The organism is Micromonospora sp. ATLC20, from assembly GCF_057196585.1.
In genome coordinates this window covers 1-17,719 of record NZ_JBXUOV010000032.1, presented here as the reverse complement: position 1 = coordinate 17,719, position 17,719 = coordinate 1, and the positions used below count along the sequence as shown (strand labels likewise).

The 17,719-nt window shown below is 72.5% G+C and carries 13 protein-coding genes and 1 pseudogene; 11 read left to right on the top strand and 3 right to left on the bottom strand.

Annotated elements, in window-relative coordinates:
- Nucleotides 1-94: 94 nt before the first annotated feature.
- Complete coding sequence (locus tag AC2CHG_RS10095; protein ID WP_484524609.1) at nucleotides 95-1,525, top strand: FAD-binding oxidoreductase; 1,431 nt, start codon at nucleotides 95-97, stop codon at nucleotides 1,523-1,525.
- A 152-nt stretch (nucleotides 1,526-1,677) separates the two neighbouring features.
- Here AC2CHG_RS10095 and AC2CHG_RS10090 read toward each other — a convergent pair whose 3' ends face one another.
- Entirely contained in the window at nucleotides 1,678-3,738 is a 2,061-nt protein-coding gene (locus AC2CHG_RS10090; RefSeq protein ID WP_484524608.1) for a SpoIIE family protein phosphatase, read from the bottom strand.
- Nucleotides 3,739-3,908: 170 nt separating this feature from the next.
- Here AC2CHG_RS10090 and AC2CHG_RS10085 point away from each other — a divergent pair, with 170 nt between their 5' ends.
- Both AC2CHG_RS10085 and AC2CHG_RS10080 read left to right on the top strand, forming a co-directional pair.
- Nucleotides 3,909-8,273 (top strand): HAMP domain-containing protein, encoded by a 4,365-nt coding sequence (locus AC2CHG_RS10085; protein ID WP_463840087.1) that lies wholly within the window; start codon nucleotides 3,909-3,911, stop codon nucleotides 8,271-8,273.
- Nucleotides 8,270-8,827, top strand: coding sequence for a response regulator (locus AC2CHG_RS10080; protein ID WP_013283536.1), 558 nt, complete (start codon nucleotides 8,270-8,272; stop codon nucleotides 8,825-8,827). Before AC2CHG_RS10085 ends, AC2CHG_RS10080 begins: the two co-directional genes overlap by 4 nt.
- Nucleotides 8,828-8,831: 4 nt before the next feature.
- On the opposite strand, the gene AC2CHG_RS10075 is transcribed toward AC2CHG_RS10080, so the two are convergent.
- Nucleotides 8,832-9,356 carry a GbsR/MarR family transcriptional regulator gene (locus tag AC2CHG_RS10075; RefSeq protein WP_262015609.1) on the bottom strand — a complete coding sequence of 175 codons (525 nt, stop codon included), beginning with the start codon at nucleotides 9,354-9,356 and terminating at the stop codon, nucleotides 8,832-8,834.
- A gap of 53 nt (nucleotides 9,357-9,409) precedes the next feature.
- Here AC2CHG_RS10075 and AC2CHG_RS10070 point away from each other — a divergent pair, with 53 nt between their 5' ends.
- Together AC2CHG_RS10070 and AC2CHG_RS10065 are read left to right on the top strand one after the other, a co-directional pair.
- Nucleotides 9,410-10,351: an ABC transporter ATP-binding protein gene (locus AC2CHG_RS10070; RefSeq protein WP_354867702.1), complete on the top strand. Its 942-nt coding sequence runs from the start codon at nucleotides 9,410-9,412 to the stop codon at nucleotides 10,349-10,351.
- Complete coding sequence (locus tag AC2CHG_RS10065; RefSeq protein WP_463840086.1) at nucleotides 10,348-11,940, top strand: ABC transporter permease; 1,593 nt, start codon at nucleotides 10,348-10,350, stop codon at nucleotides 11,938-11,940. The genes AC2CHG_RS10070 and AC2CHG_RS10065 overlap by 4 nt, the downstream gene beginning before the upstream one ends.
- A 93-nt stretch (nucleotides 11,941-12,033) precedes the next feature.
- Here the strand turns inward: AC2CHG_RS10065 and AC2CHG_RS10060 are convergent, their stop codons facing one another.
- Complete coding sequence (locus AC2CHG_RS10060) at nucleotides 12,034-12,366, bottom strand: STAS domain-containing protein (RefSeq protein WP_262015606.1); 333 nt, start codon at nucleotides 12,364-12,366, stop codon at nucleotides 12,034-12,036.
- 146 nt (nucleotides 12,367-12,512) lie between these two features.
- On the opposite strand from AC2CHG_RS10060, the gene hemL reads away from it, so the two are divergent.
- The 6 genes and pseudogenes from hemL to AC2CHG_RS10030 all read left to right on the top strand — a co-directional run.
- Complete coding sequence (gene hemL / locus AC2CHG_RS10055) at nucleotides 12,513-13,850, top strand: glutamate-1-semialdehyde 2,1-aminomutase (RefSeq protein WP_484524607.1); 1,338 nt, start codon at nucleotides 12,513-12,515, stop codon at nucleotides 13,848-13,850.
- Between the two features lie 2 nt (nucleotides 13,851-13,852).
- On the top strand, nucleotides 13,853-14,500 hold the full coding sequence (locus tag AC2CHG_RS10050; RefSeq protein ID WP_116503393.1) for a histidine phosphatase family protein: 648 nt from the start codon (nucleotides 13,853-13,855) through the stop codon (nucleotides 14,498-14,500).
- Nucleotides 14,500-15,075: a TlpA family protein disulfide reductase gene (locus AC2CHG_RS10045; protein ID WP_262015604.1), complete on the top strand. Its 576-nt coding sequence runs from the start codon at nucleotides 14,500-14,502 to the stop codon at nucleotides 15,073-15,075. The genes AC2CHG_RS10050 and AC2CHG_RS10045 overlap by 1 nt, the downstream gene beginning before the upstream one ends.
- Complete coding sequence (locus AC2CHG_RS10040; protein ID WP_194802080.1) at nucleotides 15,075-15,911, top strand: cytochrome c biogenesis CcdA family protein; 837 nt, start codon at nucleotides 15,075-15,077, stop codon at nucleotides 15,909-15,911. Before AC2CHG_RS10045 ends, AC2CHG_RS10040 begins: the two co-directional genes overlap by 1 nt.
- Nucleotides 15,911-17,530, top strand: coding sequence for a cytochrome c biogenesis protein ResB (gene resB, locus AC2CHG_RS10035; RefSeq protein ID WP_355511335.1), 1,620 nt, complete (start codon nucleotides 15,911-15,913; stop codon nucleotides 17,528-17,530). Before AC2CHG_RS10040 ends, resB begins: the two co-directional genes overlap by 1 nt.
- Nucleotides 17,530-17,719: pseudogene (locus AC2CHG_RS10030) on the top strand (c-type cytochrome biogenesis protein CcsB); the annotation flags it as partial. The gene resB and the pseudogene AC2CHG_RS10030, both read left to right, overlap by 1 nt.

The following is a 17,719-nucleotide window of genomic DNA, read 5'->3' as shown; positions in this document are numbered from 1 at the left end:
ACGTTACCGGTCGCCGGGCCGCCGCCGGGCTCGCCCGCCGACCGAATCCCACGACTCGCCGCCAGGTCTTTCGAACATGTGTACGATAGCCGCCATGGCGGATGCGGCACGTTCCACCCCCCGGCTCGGAGCCCTCGACATCACCCGGAAGCTGGCCGCGATCTGCGGCGACCCGTTCGCCCGCTTCGCCGGCCCGGCCGACGAGGTGGCCGGCCGTACCGCCCGATGGGTGGCAGTGCCGGGCGGCCCGCACGCCGCGGCGGAGGTGTTGCGGCTGGCCGCCGCGTACGACCTGACAGTGGTGCCCCGCGGCGCCGGCACGAAGATCGACTGGGGTGCCGCGCCGGAACAGGTGGACATCATGCTCGACACCGGCCGCCTCGCCGGGGTCTGGCACGAGCCGCGTGACGCGGCGGTGGCCGAGATCGGCGCCGGTACGCCGCTGCGCGCGGTCCAGGCCACGCTGGCGCGCACCAACCGGCGGCTGCCCGTCGACGCGCCCTCGCCGGGCGCGACGCTCGGCGGGGTGCTCGCCGCCGACGAGTCCGGTCCGCTGCGGCACCGGCACGGCAGCCCTTGCGCCCAGCTCGTCGGGGTGCGCTACCTCGACGCCGACGGCGAGTTGGTCAGCGTCGGCGAGTCCGGCACGGAGGCGCTCGGCCGGGCCGCCCCGGGCAGCGGCGCCGGCCGGCCGGGTGGCGGGGACGCGATCCTCGGCCGGGGCGAGGTGCCCGGGCTCGACGTGGCCCGGCTGCTCTGCGGCTCGCAGGGCGGGCTCGGCGTGCTCGTCTCGGCCACCATGCGGGTGCACGCCGTGCCGGCCGGGCGGCTCTGGGTGTCCCGTCCGGTGTGGACGCCGCTGGAGGTGCACGACCTGGTCCGGGCCGTCCTGGCCGCCGACGTCGACCCGGCCGCCGTCGAACTGGACCTGCCGGTGCCGGTGCCGCTGCCTCGGCGTCGCATCCCGGCCACGCACCCGTCGGTGGTCAACCGCCCCGACCACCCGGCCGTGACCGGGCGACCGGCGGCGGGCAGCCTGGTGGTGCTGCTGGAGGGCGGCCCGGCCGACGTGACCGAGCGGGCCGGGCGGCTCACCGCCGTCCTCGGCGCCGAGGCGATGGTCGGTCACCACCCGCCGGAATGGTGGGGGCGTTACCCGTTCGCGCCCGGCGACACGGCGCTGCGCATCGAGGTGCCGATAGGCGACCTGCACGCCGCCGTCTACGCGTTGCGCGACGCCACCGGCGGCCCGGTGCCGGTACGCGGCTCGGCCGGCTCGGGCACCGTGCACGCCGCACTGTCCGGCGCGCTGCCGCCCGAGCGGGTCGCCTCGATCCTCACCGCCGTCCGCAGCGTGCTGATCGCCCGGCGGGGCCGGTGCGTGGTGGTGGCCGCGCCGGCGGCGGTACGCCGTGCCGTGGACCTCTGGGGCGAGTTGCCCGCGTTGCCGCGCCTGCGCAGCGCCAAGGCCCACCTGGACCCGCACCACCGCCTGGCTCCCGGCCGCCTCCCCGGCGGCCTCTGACCGCCTCGCCCTCCCCGGCACCAGCCGGCCCGCGCGCCGAAGTGGGTTGACCATGAAGTTGACGGGGAGGAAACGGGCGAATCGAGCGGCCAAGTTCATGATCGACGGGGCGCGTGTCCGGACGCGGGCCCGCCCCGCGCGGGGTGGGAGAGCTAGGGGGTGTCGTTTCGGAGGACGAGGATGGCTATGTCGTCGCGTGGGGGCTCGACCGAGAACGCGATGGTGGCGGCGCGCAGCCGGGCGGCCACCACGTCGGCCGAGTACCCGGCCAGCGGTGCCGCCGACTCACGCAGCCGGTCGGTGCCGAACAGCTCGCGTCCGCGCCGCCGCTCGGTGACCCCGTCGGTGTAGAAGATCAGCGCGTCCCCGGGCTTGAGCGTCAGCTCGGCGGTCGGTGTGGTGATCGTGTCGAGCAGGCCCAGCGCCGTACCGCCGACGCCGACGAACGTCGCCCCTCCACCGCCGTGCAGCAGCACCGGGCGGTCGTGGCCGGCCAGGTGCAGCGAGACGTCGAGCTGGCCGCCGTCGCCGGGTGCGACAGCCGCCAGCGCCAGCGTGCAGTAGCGTCCGCCGCCGCGCTCCACGAGCGTCTCGTTGAGCCGGCCGAGCACCTCGGGCAGCGGTTTGCCGTCACCGACGAGCACCCGGATCACGTCCCGGACCAGGCCGGTCACGGCGGCGGCCTGCACGCCCTTGCCTGATACGTCGCCGACCACCACGAGCCAGCGGCCGTCCGGCAGCGGAAGCACGTCGTAGAAGTCGCCGCCGACCTCCGCGTCGTCGCCGGTCGGGACGTACTCGGCGGCGAAGCCGATGCCCTCGACCACCGGAAGCACCGGCGGCAGCAGCGACTGCTGGAGCGTCTGGGCGACCCGGCGGCGCTCGGCGTGGATGCGGGCGTTCTCGATGGCGAGGGCGGCGCGGCGGGCCACGTCCTCCAGCACCGACACCTCGTCCGGGTCGTGCCGGTGCCGCTGGTGGCGGCCCACGGCGAGGGTGCCGAGCCGCTGGCCGCGGGCGATAAGCGGTACGGCGAAACCCTCCATCGGTCCGCCGAGCGGCACCTGGGCGGCGTTGCGGGACGCCTCGCGCAGCCGGGACTGGATCGAGTCCGGGCCGGTCTCCTGGAGGATCCGGTGCAGCTGCGGCAGCATCGCCTCGTCGGCGTGGCTGGACGCGGCGAGGCGCAGCCGGCCCCACTCGTCGGTGGTGTGCACGGCGCACCACTGGCCGAGCCGGGGCACCACGAGCTGCGGGACGAGTGCCATGGTCAGCTCGACGTCGAGCGACTGGGCGAGCAGTTCGCTGGCCTCAGCCAGGAACGTCAGCCAGGTGGACCGGCGTACGTCGGCGCGGCGCAGCCGGTCGTTCTCCAGGTGCAGCGACAGCCGCTCGGCGGCCAGCACGGCGAGTGGCCGCGCGTACGCCGAGGGCGCCGCGTCCAGCTCCAGCTCACCGGCGTACGGGCGGTGCACGGCCAGCGGTACGCGCAGCAGCTCGCTGCCGTCGCGTGGCGGCCGGCCGTACCTGGCGAAGACCTGGGTGCCGAGTCCGTCGCCCCGGTCCAGCCGTACCGTGCCACCGGCGGCGCCCACCATCTCGCCGACCCGGGTCAGCAGTCCGGTGGCGAACTCGGGCAGCGGCTCGTCGGCGTACGCGTCGGGGGTGAGCTGCATCAACTCGCTCATGGCCGCGGCGCTCGGCGTACCGTCGCCGTTTCGGTCCGGTTCGGCGACGCGCAGTGGGCCGGCCGACGGCCGGGCGGACCCACCCGGGCCGGGCCGGTCGAGGCGGAACCAGACGCCCTTGCCGGTGGGCAGGTACGTGGTGCCCCACCGGCTGGAGAAATGGTCGACGAGCAGCAGGCCGCGCCCCCGGGCGGCGACCTCGGTGATGTCGGACGTGGTGTTGCGCACGCCCACGATCAGCTCGTCGACCGGGCCGGAGGCGAAGTCGGTGACTGTCACGGTGAGGCCGTTGTGGTCGGTGTCGACCTCGATGTCCAGTTCGGTACGCGCGTGCTCGACGGCGTTCGTGGTCAGCTCGGTGGTGAGCAGCAGCGCCTCGTTCAGCAGTTCGGGCAGCCGCGCTTCGAGCAGCATGGTGCGGACCAGTGCGCGGGCCGCCGCCGGCGTGCGGCGGTCGGCGGGGAGGCGGACCCGGCGGACGCGCTCGTCCGCGCCTCCGCTAGCAGGCCCTGCCTCCGCTGACACCTTCGTATCCTCCACCGCCTCCACCCCGGGTGCCAAGCGTCCCGGTGAACCCACCACCCGGGTCGATACCGCACGTGACGCGCGATCACACGCGGTGACCTCGACGGATCGCGCGGCACAATGATGGGATGGCCCGTGTGACCGCACGAGCCCGAGCGGAGCGAGGAACGATGGCCACGGTGAATCAGTCGGTGACCGCTGACCCGTCCGCGTCCGACCACGAGGCGCTCCTCGGCGAACTGGTCGAGGCGTTGCGTCGGGTGGGGCGCGGCGATCTGCGGGTGCGCCTGCCCCGGCGGGCGGGTCTGCCCGGTGAGGTCGCCGACGCCTTCAACGACGTGGTGTCGTTGCAGGAGCGGCAGCACCTGGACCTGCGGCGGATCAGCCGGATCGTCGGCCGTGACGGCCGGCTCACCGAGCGCCTGGACGACGAGGGCCTGGACGGCTCGTGGGCGGAGGGGCAGCGGGCGGTCAACTCGCTCATCGACGACCTGGGCCGGCCGACCACCGAGATCGCCCGGGTCATCGTGGCGGTGGCCGACGGCGACCTGTCCCAGCACATGGCGCTGGAGATCGACGGTCGCCCGCTCCGCGGTGAGTATCTGCGCATCGGCCGGACCGTGAACACGATGGTGGACCAGCTCTCGTCGTTCGCCGACGAGGTGACGCGTGTGGCCCGCGAGGTGGGCACCGAGGGCAAGCTGGGCGGCCAGGCCGACGTGCGCGGGGTGGCCGGCACCTGGAAGGACCTCACCGACTCGGTGAACACCATGGCGTCGAACCTCACCGGGCAGGTCCGGTCGATCTCCCAGGTGGCGACGGCTGTGGCGAAGGGCGACCTGTCGCAGAAGATCACGGTCGGGGCGCGCGGCGAGGTGGCCGAGCTGGCCGACACGATGAACTCGCTCACCGACACGCTGCGGCTGTTCGCCGAGCAGGTGACCCGGGTGGCCCGCGAGGTGGGCACCGAGGGCAAGCTGGGCGGCCAGGCCGAGGTGCCGGGCGTGGCCGGCACCTGGAAGGACCTGACCGACAACGTCAACTCGATGGCGTCGAACCTGACCGCGCAGGTGCGCAACATCGCCCAGGTGTCGACGGCGGTGGCGAAGGGTGACCTGTCGCAGAAGATCACCGTGGCGGCCCAGGGCGAGATCCTGGAGCTGAAGGACACCGTGAACACGATGGTGGACCAGCTGTCGTCGTTCGCCGACGAGGTCACGCGGGTGGCCCGCGAGGTGGGCATCGAGGGCAAGCTGGGCGGCCAGGCGCAGGTACGAGGCGTCTCCGGCACGTGGCGCGACCTCACCGAGAACGTCAACCAGCTCGCCGGCAACCTGACCAGCCAGGTCCGCAACATCTCCCAGGTCTCCACGGCGGTCGCCAAGGGCGACCTGGGTCAGAAGATCACTGTGGACGCGCAGGGCGAGATCCTGGAGCTGAAGAACACCGTCAACACGATGGTGGACCAGCTCTCCTCGTTCGCCGACGAGGTGACCCGGGTGGCCCGTGAGGTGGGTACCGAGGGCAAGCTGGGTGGTCAGGCCCAGGTCAAGGGCGTCTCGGGTACGTGGCGCGACCTGACCGACAACGTGAACTCGATGGCGTCCAACCTGACCAGCCAGGTGCGGAACATCGCCTCGGTCACCACCGCCGTGGCGAAGGGTGACCTGTCGCAGAAGATCACAGTGGACGCGCGAGGCGAGATCCTGGAGCTGAAGTCCACTGTCAACACGATGGTGGATCAGCTCTCGTCGTTCGCCGACGAGGTGACCCGGGTGGCGCGCGAGGTGGGTACCGAGGGCAAGCTGGGTGGTCAGGCGCAGGTGCGCGGCGTCGCCGGCACCTGGCGCGACCTGACCGACAACGTGAACTCGATGGCGTCGAACCTGACCGCGCAGGTGCGCAACATCGCCCAGGTGTCGACGGCTGTCGCCAAGGGTGACCTGTCGCAGAAGATCACTGTGGACGCGCAGGGCGAGATCCTGGAGCTGAAGTCCACAGTCAACACGATGGTGGACCAGCTCTCGTCGTTCGCCGACGAGGTCACGCGTGTGGCCCGTGAGGTGGGTACCGAGGGCAAGCTGGGTGGTCAGGCCCAGGTCAAGGGCGTCTCGGGTACGTGGCGGGACCTGACCGACAACGTGAACTCGATGGCCTCGAACCTGACCAGCCAGGTGCGGAACATCGCCTCGGTCACCACGGCGGTGGCGAACGGCGACCTGGGTCAGAAGATCACTGTGGACGCGCAGGGCGAGATCCTGGAGCTGAAGAACACAGTCAACACGATGGTGGACCAGCTCTCCTCGTTCGCCGACGAGGTCACACGCGTGGCGCGTGAGGTGGGTACCGAGGGCAAGCTGGGCGGTCAGGCCCAGGTCAAGGGCGTGTCCGGTACGTGGCGCGACCTCACCGAGAACGTCAACCAGCTCGCCTCCACCCTGACCACGCAGTTGCGCGCCATCGCGCAGGTCTCCACGTCGGTGACCCGCGGCGACCTGACCCAGCGGATCAACGTGAAGGCGCAGGGCGAGGTCGCCGAGCTGAAGGACAACATCAACCAGATGATCGTCACCCTCCGGGAGACGACGAAGAAGAACGCCGAGCAGGGCTGGCTGGACTCGAACCTGGCCCGGATCGGCGGTCTGCTCCAGGGCCAGCGCGACCTGGGCGAGGTCTGCCGCATGATCATGCAGGAGGTGACCCCGCTGGTGGACGCGCAACTCGGCGCGTTCTTCCTGACGGACAGCTCCGAGGGCAGCATGCGGCTGCGGCTCACCGCCTCCTACGGGTACGTGGCACGCGGCCACGACGTCACGTTCGGCCCGGGTGAGGGGCTGGTCGGGCAGGCCGCCCTGTCGCGTCGGACGATCCGGGTCAAGGCGCAGCCGGACGGGCGCCTCGTCGTACGGTCCGGGCTGGCCGACACGCCCCCGGCCGACCTGGTGGTGCTGCCGGTCCAGTTCGAGGGCGAGCTGCTCGGCGTCATCGAGTTCGCCGGCGTGGCCACGTTCTCCGAGCTGCACCTGGCGTTCCTGGAGCGGCTGGTGCTCACCATCGGCGTCGCGGTCAACACCATCCAGGCCAACCGGCGTACGGAGGAGCTGCTGGCGCAGTCGCAGCGGCTGGCGCACGAGATGCAGGACCAGTCGGCCGAGTTGCAGCGCACCAACGCCGAGCTGGAGGACAAGGCGAAGCTCCTGTCCGAGCAGAAGGCCAACATCGAGACGCAGAACCGGGAGATCGAGCTGGCCCGCCTCGGCCTGGAGGAGAAGGCGCAGCAGCTCACCCGCGCGTCGGCGTACAAGTCGGAGTTCCTGGCGAACATGAGCCACGAGCTGCGTACGCCGCTGAACTCGCTGCTCCTGCTGGCCCGGCTGCTGGCCGAGAACCCGGAGCGCAACCTCAGCGCGAAGCAGATCGAGTTCGCCCGGACCATCCACGGAGCCGGGTCGGACCTGCTGTCGCTGATCGACGACATCCTCGACCTGTCCAAGATCGAGGCGGGCCGGATGGACGTGGAGCCCACCGAGATCCAGTTCGCCGAGATCCGCGGCTACGTCGAGCAGGCGTTCGCGCCGCAGGCCGAGGAGAAGGGCCTGGACTTCCAGGTGCGGGTGAGCCGCGACCTGCCGCCCGCGCTGGTCACCGACGCCCAGCGGTTGCAGCAGATCCTGCGCAACCTGCTGTCGAACGCGGTGAAGTTCACCGACAACGGCGCGGTGACGCTGCGCATCGGCCCGGCGGCCGAGAACGCCGTCTTCGACGTGCCGGCGCTGACCAACGCGCAGCGGGTGATCGCGTTCACCGTGATAGACACCGGGATCGGGATCTCCGACGACAAGCTCTCGCTGATCTTCGAGGCGTTCCAGCAGGCGGACGGCACCACCAGCCGCCGCTACGGCGGCACCGGGCTCGGCCTGTCCATCAGCCGTGACCTGGCCCGCCTGCTCGGCGGCACGATCACCGTCTCGTCCGCGCCCGGTCAGGGTTCGACGTTCACCCTCTTCGTACCCGATGTGCTGGCGCCGGACGCGGTGGTGGCGCCGGCGCCGCCGTCGCCGAGCCGCGCGGGCCTGCCGTCGTCGCTGCTCATGCCGATGGAGCTGCCGCAGCCGCAGGAGACGCCCGCCACCCGGCGCCTGGACGGCGTGACCGTGCTGATCATCGACGACGACGTACGGAACGTGTTCGCGCTGACGTCCGCGTTGGAACTGCACGGGATGACCGTGTTGTACTCGGACAACGGGGCGGACGGTGTCCGCCAGCTCGCCGAGCACCCGGAGGTGGACATCGTCCTGATGGACGCCATGATGCCGGACCAGGACGGGTACGAGACGACAGCGCAGATCCGCCGCAACCACCGGTTCGCGGACCTGCCGATCGTCTTCCTGACCGCGAAGGCGATGCCCGGCGACCGGGAGTCGGCGCTCGGCGCCGGCGGCAGCGACTACATCACCAAGCCGGTGGACCTGGACGAGCTGATCGAACTGATGGCGTCCTGGATCGGCCGGAGCCGAGGCGAGGAGAACGCGTGACGCAGACGGCCAAGGCCCTGCTGGTGGACGACCGGCGGGAGAACCTGATGGCGCTGGAGGCGATCCTCCAGGGCCTCCCGGTGCAGTCGGTCGCGGTGGAGAGCGGCGAGGCGGCGCTCAAGCAGCTCCTGGTGGACGACTTCGCGGTGATCCTGCTGGACGCCCAGATGCCGGACATGGACGGGTTCGAGACCGCCACCCACATCAAGCGGCGCGAGCGCACCCGGCACGTACCGATCATCTTCCTGACCGCCGCGGACAAGGACGCGCAGCTCGCGCTGCGCGGCTACGCGGCCGGCGCGGTCGACTACCTGACCAAGCCGTTCGACCCGTGGGTGCTGCGCGCCAAGGTGACGGTCTTCGTCGACCTGTGGGTGAAGACGCGGCAGCTCGCCGCCCAGTCGGATCTGGTGCGGGAACGGGATCTCCAGTGGCGGCACCTGACCGACGCGGTGGACGAGGCGACGGCGCTGCTGCGTGCCGACGACGACCCGTCGACCCGGGAACGCGCGGTGGAGCTGCTGGAGCAGGCGCGCTGGGGCAACACCCGCTGACGGTTCAGCCGCCGGCCGGGCCGCCGTGCCCGGTCGCGGCCCGCCGGGCCCGCCAGCGGTCGCCGAGCGATTCCAGTTCCTCCTGTACGAAGAGGAAGAAGTCGCGCATCTCGGCGACCCGCTCACCGGCCGGTGTGTTTCGCCCGTGCAGCGCGTCGACCCCGCCGGCGGCGATGTCGATGAAGTTCTTGTAGATCGTGGTCTTGGTGATGGTCGCCTCGTACCACGGGTTGTCGGGCATCCGGTAGCGGTCGCTCCGGGAGCCCTTGACCGGCTCGCGGACCAGCATGGCGAACTGGGTCAGGTAGCGCACCGCGCCGCTCACCGCCGCCGCGCTGACGCCGAGCCGGCCGGCGATCTCGCCCGCGGTGAGCGGGTCGTCGGCGCTCATCACTGTGAACAGGACCCGGGCGGCCATCCGGGGGAAGCCCACGTCGGCGAAGGCCATCGCCATCCGCTCGACGAAGAGGTGGACCTCTTCCTCGTCGTGCTGGGGCGGCACGTTCATGGTCGGCTCCTCGACACTCACCCCGTGACCCTACAGTCTTCACAAGTTTGTGAAACAAGCGTAGCTTCTGAAGTATGGAAACGGCAATCGATGTGTCCGGCCTGGTGAAGACCTTCGGCCGCACCCGGGCCCTCGACGGGCTCGACCTGACCGTTCGCGCCGGAGAGGTGCACGGCTTCCTGGGCCCGAACGGCTCCGGCAAGTCGACCACCATCCGGGTGCTGCTCGGCCTGCTGCGGGCGGACGCGGGGGCCGTCCGACTGCTGGGCGGCGACCCGTGGCGGGACGCGGTGGCGCTGCACCGCCGCCTCGCGTACGTGCCCGGCGACGTCACGCTCTGGCCCCACCTCAGCGGCGGCGAGGTGATCGACCTGCTCGGCCGGCTGCGCGGCGGGCTCGACCCGAGACGCCGCGCCGAACTGCTGGAGTCGTTCGAGCTGGACCCGCGCAAGAAGGGCCGCACCTACTCCAAGGGCAACCGGCAGAAGGTCGGCCTGGTCGCCGCGCTCGCCTCCGACGTCGAACTGCTCATCCTCGACGAGCCGACCTCCGGGCTCGACCCGCTGATGGAGGAGGTCTTCCAGCACTGGGTCCGCCGGGCCCGGCAGGACGGGCGCACCGTGCTGCTGTCCAGCCACATCCTCGCCGAGGTGGAGGCGCTCTGCGACCGGGTGACGATCATCCGGGCCGGCCGGACCGTCGAGTCCGGCACGCTCGGCGACCTGCGCCACCTCCACCGCACCGCGATCGACGCCGAGGTCACCGCGCCGCTGGACGGCCTGGCCGACCTGCCGGGTGTGCACGACCTGCGGGTGGACGGGCAGCGGGTCCGCTTCGACGTGGACACCGCGTCGCTCGACGCCGCGCTGCGCCGGCTCACCGAGCTGGGCGTACGCAGCCTGGTCAGCACGCCGCCCACGCTTGAGGAACTGTTCCTGCGGCACTACGAGGCCGCGTCCCCCGCGTCGGCGCCCTCCTCCGGCGTGGCGCGTTCCGAGACGGCGGACCGGTCATGAGCACGCTCACCGGCACCCGTCACCTGGTCCGGCTGATCATGCGCCGGGACCGCCTCCTGCTGCCGCTGTGGGTGCTCGTGCTCGCGGTACTGCCGATCACGTACGCGGCCAGCTTCTTCGAACTGTTCCCGACCGCCGCGGAGCGGGCCGCGTACCTGGAGGGCACCGCCCGCAACCCGTCGATCGTCGCGCTGCTCGGCCCGGCGTACGGCGACAGCGTCGGCGCGCTCACCGCCCAGCGCAGCGGCTTCCTGCTGCTCATCGTCGCGCTGGCGAGCCTGCTCACGGTCATCCGGCACACCCGCACCGAGGAGGAAGCCGGGCGGCGGGAACTGCTCGGCGGCAGCGTGCTCGGACGGCACGCCGGACTGACCGCCGCGCTGCTCGTCACGTACGGCGCCGACCTGGTGCTCGGGCTGCTCACCGCCGCCGGGCTCGTCTCGACCGGGCTGCCGGTCGGCGGCTCGGTCGCGTACGGGCTGGTCACCGTGCTGACCGGCGCTGTCTTCGCGACGCTCGGCGGGCTGGCCGCCCAGCTCACCGAGACCGCGGGCGGGGCGCGGGGCGTCGGCCTCGCCGGTCTCGGCGCCGCGTTCGGGCTGCGCCTGGCCGGGGACACCGCCGGCAACGACTGGCCGAGCTGGCTGTCCCCGCTGGGCTGGGGCGCCCGCGTCCGGCCGTACGAGGGGGAGCGGTGGTGGGTGCTGCTGCTGCCGCTGGCCGCGACGGTGCTGCTCGCCGCGCTCGCGTACCCGATCTCGGTCCGCCGCGACCTGGGCGCGGGCGTGCTGCCGCCCCGGCTCGGCCCGGCCGGCGCGGGCGGCGCGTTGTCCGGGCCGTTCGGGCTGGCCTGGCGGCTGCACCGGGGGCAGATCCTCTGGTGGTCGGTCGGGTTCGGCCTGCTCGGGCTGATCCTCGGTGGCGCCGCGGAGGCGGCCGGCCGGTCCGTCGAGGGGAGTCCGCGGATGGAGGAGATCGTGGCCCGGCTCGGCGGGGCGTCCGGGATGGCCGACGCGTACCTGGGGGTCACGCTGAGCCTGGCCGGGCTCGCCGCCGCCGGGTACGGCATCCAGGCCGCGCTGCGGATGCGCGCCGAGGAGGCCGCCGGGCACGCGGAACCGGTGCTCGCCACCGGGACGAGGCGCTCGACCTGGCTGCTGTCGCACGTGGCGTTCGCGCTGCTCGGCCCGGTGGTGGTGCTCGCGGTGACCGGGCTCGCGACCGGCCTGACGTACGGGCTGAGCACCGGTGACGTGCCCCGCCAGCTGGGCCGGATGCTCGCCGCAGGCCTGGCCCAGGTGCCGGCGGCGTGGGTGCTGGCCGGGCTCGCCGTGCTGCTCTACGGCCTGCTGCCCCGGCTCGCGTCCGCCGCGTGGGTGGTGCTGGCGGTCTGCGTGCTGCTCGGGCAGCTCGGCGCGGTGCTGGAGCTGGACCAGTGGCTGCTGGACGTGTCCCCGTTCACGCACACTCCGCAGGTGCTGCGCGCCACGTGGACCGCAACCCCCCTCTACGTGCTGACGGCGTTGGCGATGACCCTGGCCACAGTCGGCCTGCTGACGTTCCGCCGCCGCGACATCCCCGTCCTCTAGCGCCGTTGATCTTGCACTTGTGGCCCCGACAAAAGGTGTGAATCACCCGAGTGAAGGGCCGCAAGTGCAAGATCGCGGGGAGAACCCCGAGGGTCAGGGGGTGGCTTCGTTGCGGATCATCAGGGCGCTGCGGAGGCCGGTGATGTCCAGGACGCGGATCAGGAAGTCGCCGACGTTTGTGAGCATCAGCACGCACTGGGCGTGACTGGCCTTGCGGCTGAGCACCACGAGCGTGCCGAGCCCCTGCGAGTCGCAGAACGTGACCCCGGCCAGGTCGAGCACGATGCGCGGGGGCGGATCCGCCAGCACCTCGTTCACCACTGTCGAGAGCTGGGCGGCCGTGAGCATGTCGATCTCACCGGCCAGGCGAAGCACTGCTTCGTCACCCGTCCGGTGTACGGTGATGGACAGTTCGGCACGATCCACCCGGTCAGCCTATCGCGATCTCGACCAACGGGCCTGTCGAGCGGATCGCCGTCGGCCCGTCGCGCCGCTCAGGCGGGTGAGCCTGGTAACCCCCGTCGCGGGGTGCCTGCCAGGCAGCACTCCGGCGCTGACACAATGGCCCCATCGTGACCGAGACCTTTTCCGCCGGATCCGACCGCTACCCGGCCGACGCCCCGGCCTCCGAGGCCCTGTTCGACCGCGCCAAGGCCGTCGTGCCCGGCGGGGTCAACTCTCCCGTGCGCGCGTTCCGTGCCGTCGGCGGCACCCCGCGCTTCATGGTCCGGGGGGAGGGTCCGTGGCTCTTCGACGCCGACGGTCGTCGCTACGTCGACCTGGTCTGCTCCTGGGGCCCGCTGATCCTCGGCCACGCGCACCCGGCGGTGGTGGAGGCGCTGCGCGAGGCGGCGCCGCTCGGCACCAGCTTCGGCACGCCGACGCCGGGTGAGGTCGACCTCGCCGAGGAGATCATCGCGCGGACGCCGGTGGAGCAGGTGCGCCTGGTCAACTCCGGCACCGAGGCGACCATGTCGGCGATCCGGCTGGCCCGCGGCTTCACCGGTCGCGCCAAGATCATCAAGTTCTCCGGCTGCTACCACGGCCACTCGGACGCGCTGCTCGCCGCGGCCGGCTCCGGCGTGGCCACGTTCGGCCTGCCCGACTCGCCCGGCGTGACCGGCGCGGCAGCGGGCGACACCATCGTGCTGCCGTACAACGACCTGCGCGCGGTCGAGGAGGCGTTCGCCGCCGAGGGGCAGCACATCGCCGCGATCATCACCGAGGCCGCGGCCGGCAACATGGGCGTGATCGCGCCCCGCGACGGCTTCAACTCCGAGCTGGCCCGGATCGCCCACGCGAACGGTGCGCTGCTCATCGTCGACGAGGTGATGACCGGGTTCCGGGTGTCCCGCGCCGGATGGCACGGCCTCGACCCGTCGGACGCGGACCTGTGGACGTACGGGAAGGTCATGGGTGGCGGCCTGCCCGCCGCGGCGTTCGGCGGGCGCGCGGAGATCATGGCGAAGCTCGCCCCGGCCGGCCCGGTCTACCAGGCCGGCACGCTCTCCGGTAACCCGCTGGCCTGCGCGGCCGGTCTGGCCACGCTGCGGCTGGCCGACGACGCGCTCTACCGGCGGCTCGACGAGACCGCCGCCGCGCTCGGCAAGCTCACCACCGAGGCGCTGTCCGCGGCCGGCGTGCCGCACCGCCTCTCCACCGCGGGCAACATGTTCTCGGTCTTCTTCACCGACGCGGACGTGCACGACTACGACAGCGCCCGCACCCAGGTGGTGCCGGCGTTCAAGGCGTTCTTCCACGCGATGCTCGCCGGCGGCGTCTACCTGCCGCCGAGCGCGTTCGAGTCGTGGTTCGTCTCGACCGCGATCGACGACGCCGCGTGGGAGCAGATCGCCGCCGCCCTGCCGGTGGCGGCGCGGGCGGCAGCGGCGGCGGGAAGCGGGGGGTAAAGATGGCGGAGACCGTGGTGCACGTGCTGCGGCACGGTGAGGTGTACAACCCGGACGGCATCCTCTACGGTCGCCTGCCCGGGTTCCGCCTCTCCGAGCTGGGCGTGCAGATGGCCAAGGCGGCGGCGCAGGCGCTCGCCGACCGGACCGTGGTGCACGTGGTGGCCAGCCCGCTGGAGCGCGCCCAGCAGACCGCCGAGCCGATCGCGGCGCAGTTCGGCCTCTCCGTCGGCGTCGACGAGCGCCTGATCGAGAGCGCGAACTGGTTCGAGGGCAAGAAGGTCTCGCCCGGTGACGGTTCGTTCCGCGACCCGCGCAACTGGTGGGTGCTGCGCGACCCGGTGACCCCGTCGTGGGGCGAGGCGTACCGGGCCATCGCGGAGCGCATGTTCGCCGCGCTGCACGCCGCCCGGGTCGCCGCCGAGGGGCGGGAGGCGGTGCTCGTGTCGCACCAGCTCCCGATCTGGACGCTGCGCCGGCACGTCGAGCGCAAGCGCCTCTGGCACGACCCGCGCCGCCGCCAGTGCGGCCTGGCCAGCCTCACCTCGTTCCACTTCGACGGCGCCAAGATCGTCGGTATCGGGTACTCCGAGCCGGCCGCCCACCTCGTCTCGATCTCGCCGACCGCCCGGACGGCCAAGGGGGCCTGATGCTCACCCGGAGGCTCGCCGCCGCCCTGCTCGCCGCCGTCACCGCCGGTACGGCGCTGGTCGGCTGCTCCTCCGGCAGCCAGGAGAGCCGGTGCGCGGCCGACGGCTCGACCGTCACCTGCGCCCCCGACCAGCGCTCCAAGACGCCGAAGGTGAGCGGTGAACTGCTCACCGGCGGCAGCTACGACATCTCCCGCGACCGCGGCCAGGTCGTCGTGGTCAACTTCTGGGGCTCCTGGTGCGCGCCCTGCCGCGCCGAGGCGGACGACCTGGAGGCCACGTACCAGGCCACAAAGGGCTCCGGCGTGACGTTCCTCGGCATCAACGTGCAGGACAGCAAGGACAAGGCGATCGCCTTCGAGGAGGGCCGGGTCACGTACCCGAGCATCTTCGACCCGGCCAGCCGGCAGGCGTTGAACTTCGACATCCCGCCGAACACCACCCCGGCCACCGTCGTGCTCGACCGCGAGGGCCGGATCGCCGTGGTGATCCGCCGGGCCGTCACCCGTGACGAGCTGCGGCCGATCGTCGAGGACATCGCGGCCGAGTCGCCGGCGCCGAACGGCGCCCGCTGATGGGCGAGACGTTCCGGCAGCTCGCCGAGTCCGGCCCGCTGCTGCTCGCGGTCGGCGCGGCGGCGCTGGCCGGACTGGTCAGTTTCCTGTCGCCGTGCGTGCTCCCGCTGATGCCCGGCTACCTGTCGTACGTGACGGGCCTGGCCGGCTCCGACCTGGAGGGCCGCCGCCCGGGCGCGCCGCAGCCACCGGACCCACCGTCGACCGGGGGCGGCGTCGCCGTGGCGGAACGGACGCAGGCCCGGACCACCGCCGCCGTCAAGGGCCGGGTGCTCGCCGGCACGCTGCTGTTCATCGCGGGCTTCACCGTCGTGTTCGTCGCCACCGCGATCCTCTTCTCCGGCGTCGGCAAGCTCTTCTTCCGGTACGAGCGCACGCTGGAGATCGTCATCGGCGCGCTCGTGGTGGTGCTCGGTCTCGGCTACCTCGGGGTGATCCCCGGCATGCAGCGGGAGTTCCGCATCCGCTGGCTGCCCTCCGCCGGGCTGCTCGGCGCACCGGTGCTCGGCGCGGTCTTCGCGCTCAGCTGGCTGCCCTGCACCGGCCCGACGCTCGGCGCGGTGCTCGGCATGGCGGCCACCGAGGGCGGGACCGACCGGGCCGTGGTGCTCGCCGTGGCGTACTGCCTCGGATTGGGGATACCGTTCGTCGTCTTCGGGCTGGGCTTCCAGCGCCTGCTCGGGGTGTTCCGCGCCGTCCGGCGCAACAGCCGGTGGGTCACCCGGATCGGCGGCGCGCTGCTGATCGCGATCGGCTTGGCGCTGATCACCGGCGGCTGGGTGAACGTGGTGATCTGGTTGCAGACGAACGTGGGCGTGGGCGAGGTGAGCATCTGATGACGACCGTCGACGACCGGCCGTCGACCCCACCCGCGCAGGCGCCCCGGCGGCGGGTCAACCCGGTGCTGGCCCTGCTGCGCAACTCGTGGCGGCAGCTCACCAGCATGCGTACGGCGCTGATCCTGCTGTTCCTGCTCGCCATCGCGGCCATCCCCGGCTCGGTGCTGCCCCAGCGCGGCGTCAACCCGGAACGCGTCAACCAGTGGTTCGTCGACCACCCCGACCTCGCGCCCCGGCTGAACCAGATCGGCGCGTTCGAGGTCTTCGGCTCGGTCTGGTTCTCCGCGATCTACCTGCTGCTGTTCACCTCGCTGATCGGCTGCATCCTGCCCCGCGCCCGCGACCACGTCCGTGCGCTGCGGATGAGGCCACCGGCCGCGCCGAGACGGTTCGACCGGCTGCCGCAGCACGCGGTGCTGGAGGCCCCGGCCGCCGCCGATCCCGAGGCGATCGCGGCGGTGCTGCGCGGCCGCCGGTGGCGGGTCACCGTGCGCGGCAACGAGGTCTCCGCCGAGAAGGGCTACCTCAAGGAGACCGGCAACCTGCTCTTCCACGTGTCGCTGGTCGCCGTCCTGCTCGGGGTGGCGCTCGGTTCCTGGTACGGGTGGCACGGCAACCGCATCCTGGTGGCCGGCGAGGACAACGCGTTCTGCAACACCCGCCAGCAGTACGCCGAGGCGTCGCTCGGCCCGCGCGTGGACAGCTCCGACCTGCCGCCGTTCTGCCTGACGCTGGAGAAGTTCGAGGCCGACTACCTGCCGTCCGGGCTGGCGTCCCGCTACTGGGCCACGGTGACCGTGGACGAGCCGGGCGGCACGGAACGGACCGCCGGGTTCTCGGTCAACTCGCCGCTGCGGCTCGGCTCGGCGAACGTCTACCTGCTCGGCAACGGCTACGCGCCGCTGCTGAAGTACACCGACAAGTACGGTCGCAGCCAGACCAGCGAGGCGCCGTTCCTGCGTACCGGGGACTCCAACGCGACCGAGGAGGGCGTGGCGATCTTCCCGGACGCCAACGTCGACCCGAAGACCGGCGCGCGTGCCCCGGATCAGCAGATCGCCTTCGACGGGCTCTACCTGCCCACCGCGCCGGAGAGCGCGCCGTACGTCTCGTCGCAGTACCCGGCCGAGCGGAACCCGGCGGTGAACCTGACCGCGTACCGGGGCAACCTCGGGCTGGACGCGGGCATCCCCGGCTCGGTGTACGCGCTGGACCGGCGGCAGATCGACGACGGCAAGCTCAAGGAGATCGGCACCAAGCTGCTGCGGCCGGGGGAGAAGTGGACCCTCGACGACGGCAGCACGCTGGAGTTCGTCGGCACCAAGCCGTACATCACGCTCGCGGTCCGGCACGCGCCCGGGCAGACGTTGCTGCTGGTGGCGAGCGGCACGCTGCTGCTGGGCCTGATGGGCTCGCTGTTCGCCCGGCGGCGCCGGGTCTGGTTCCGGGTTTCGCCCCCCGAAGGTGGATCTCCGACGAGCGGTAGTAGCTTGGTGGAGGCCGGTGGGCTGCCGCGCACCGAGCACCCTGGGTTCGCCGACGAGTTCGCGCAGCTCGTCGCCGCGGTGAGCGGTGACGCGCCGGACGCGCGGCGGGCGCGAGAAGGAGACGACTGATGTCCGCACTCTCCGACCAGCTGGTCGCGTTCGCGATCCTGGCGTACCTGATCGCGATGATCAGCCACGCCGTGGAGTTCGCGCTGGGCAACGCGCGGAAGGTGCCCGCGGCCGCACCGGCGCGGGAGCTGGTCGGCGCGGGCGTCGGCGGAGCCGGCGGCACGATCGACGAGCCGGCCGTCGCGGCGA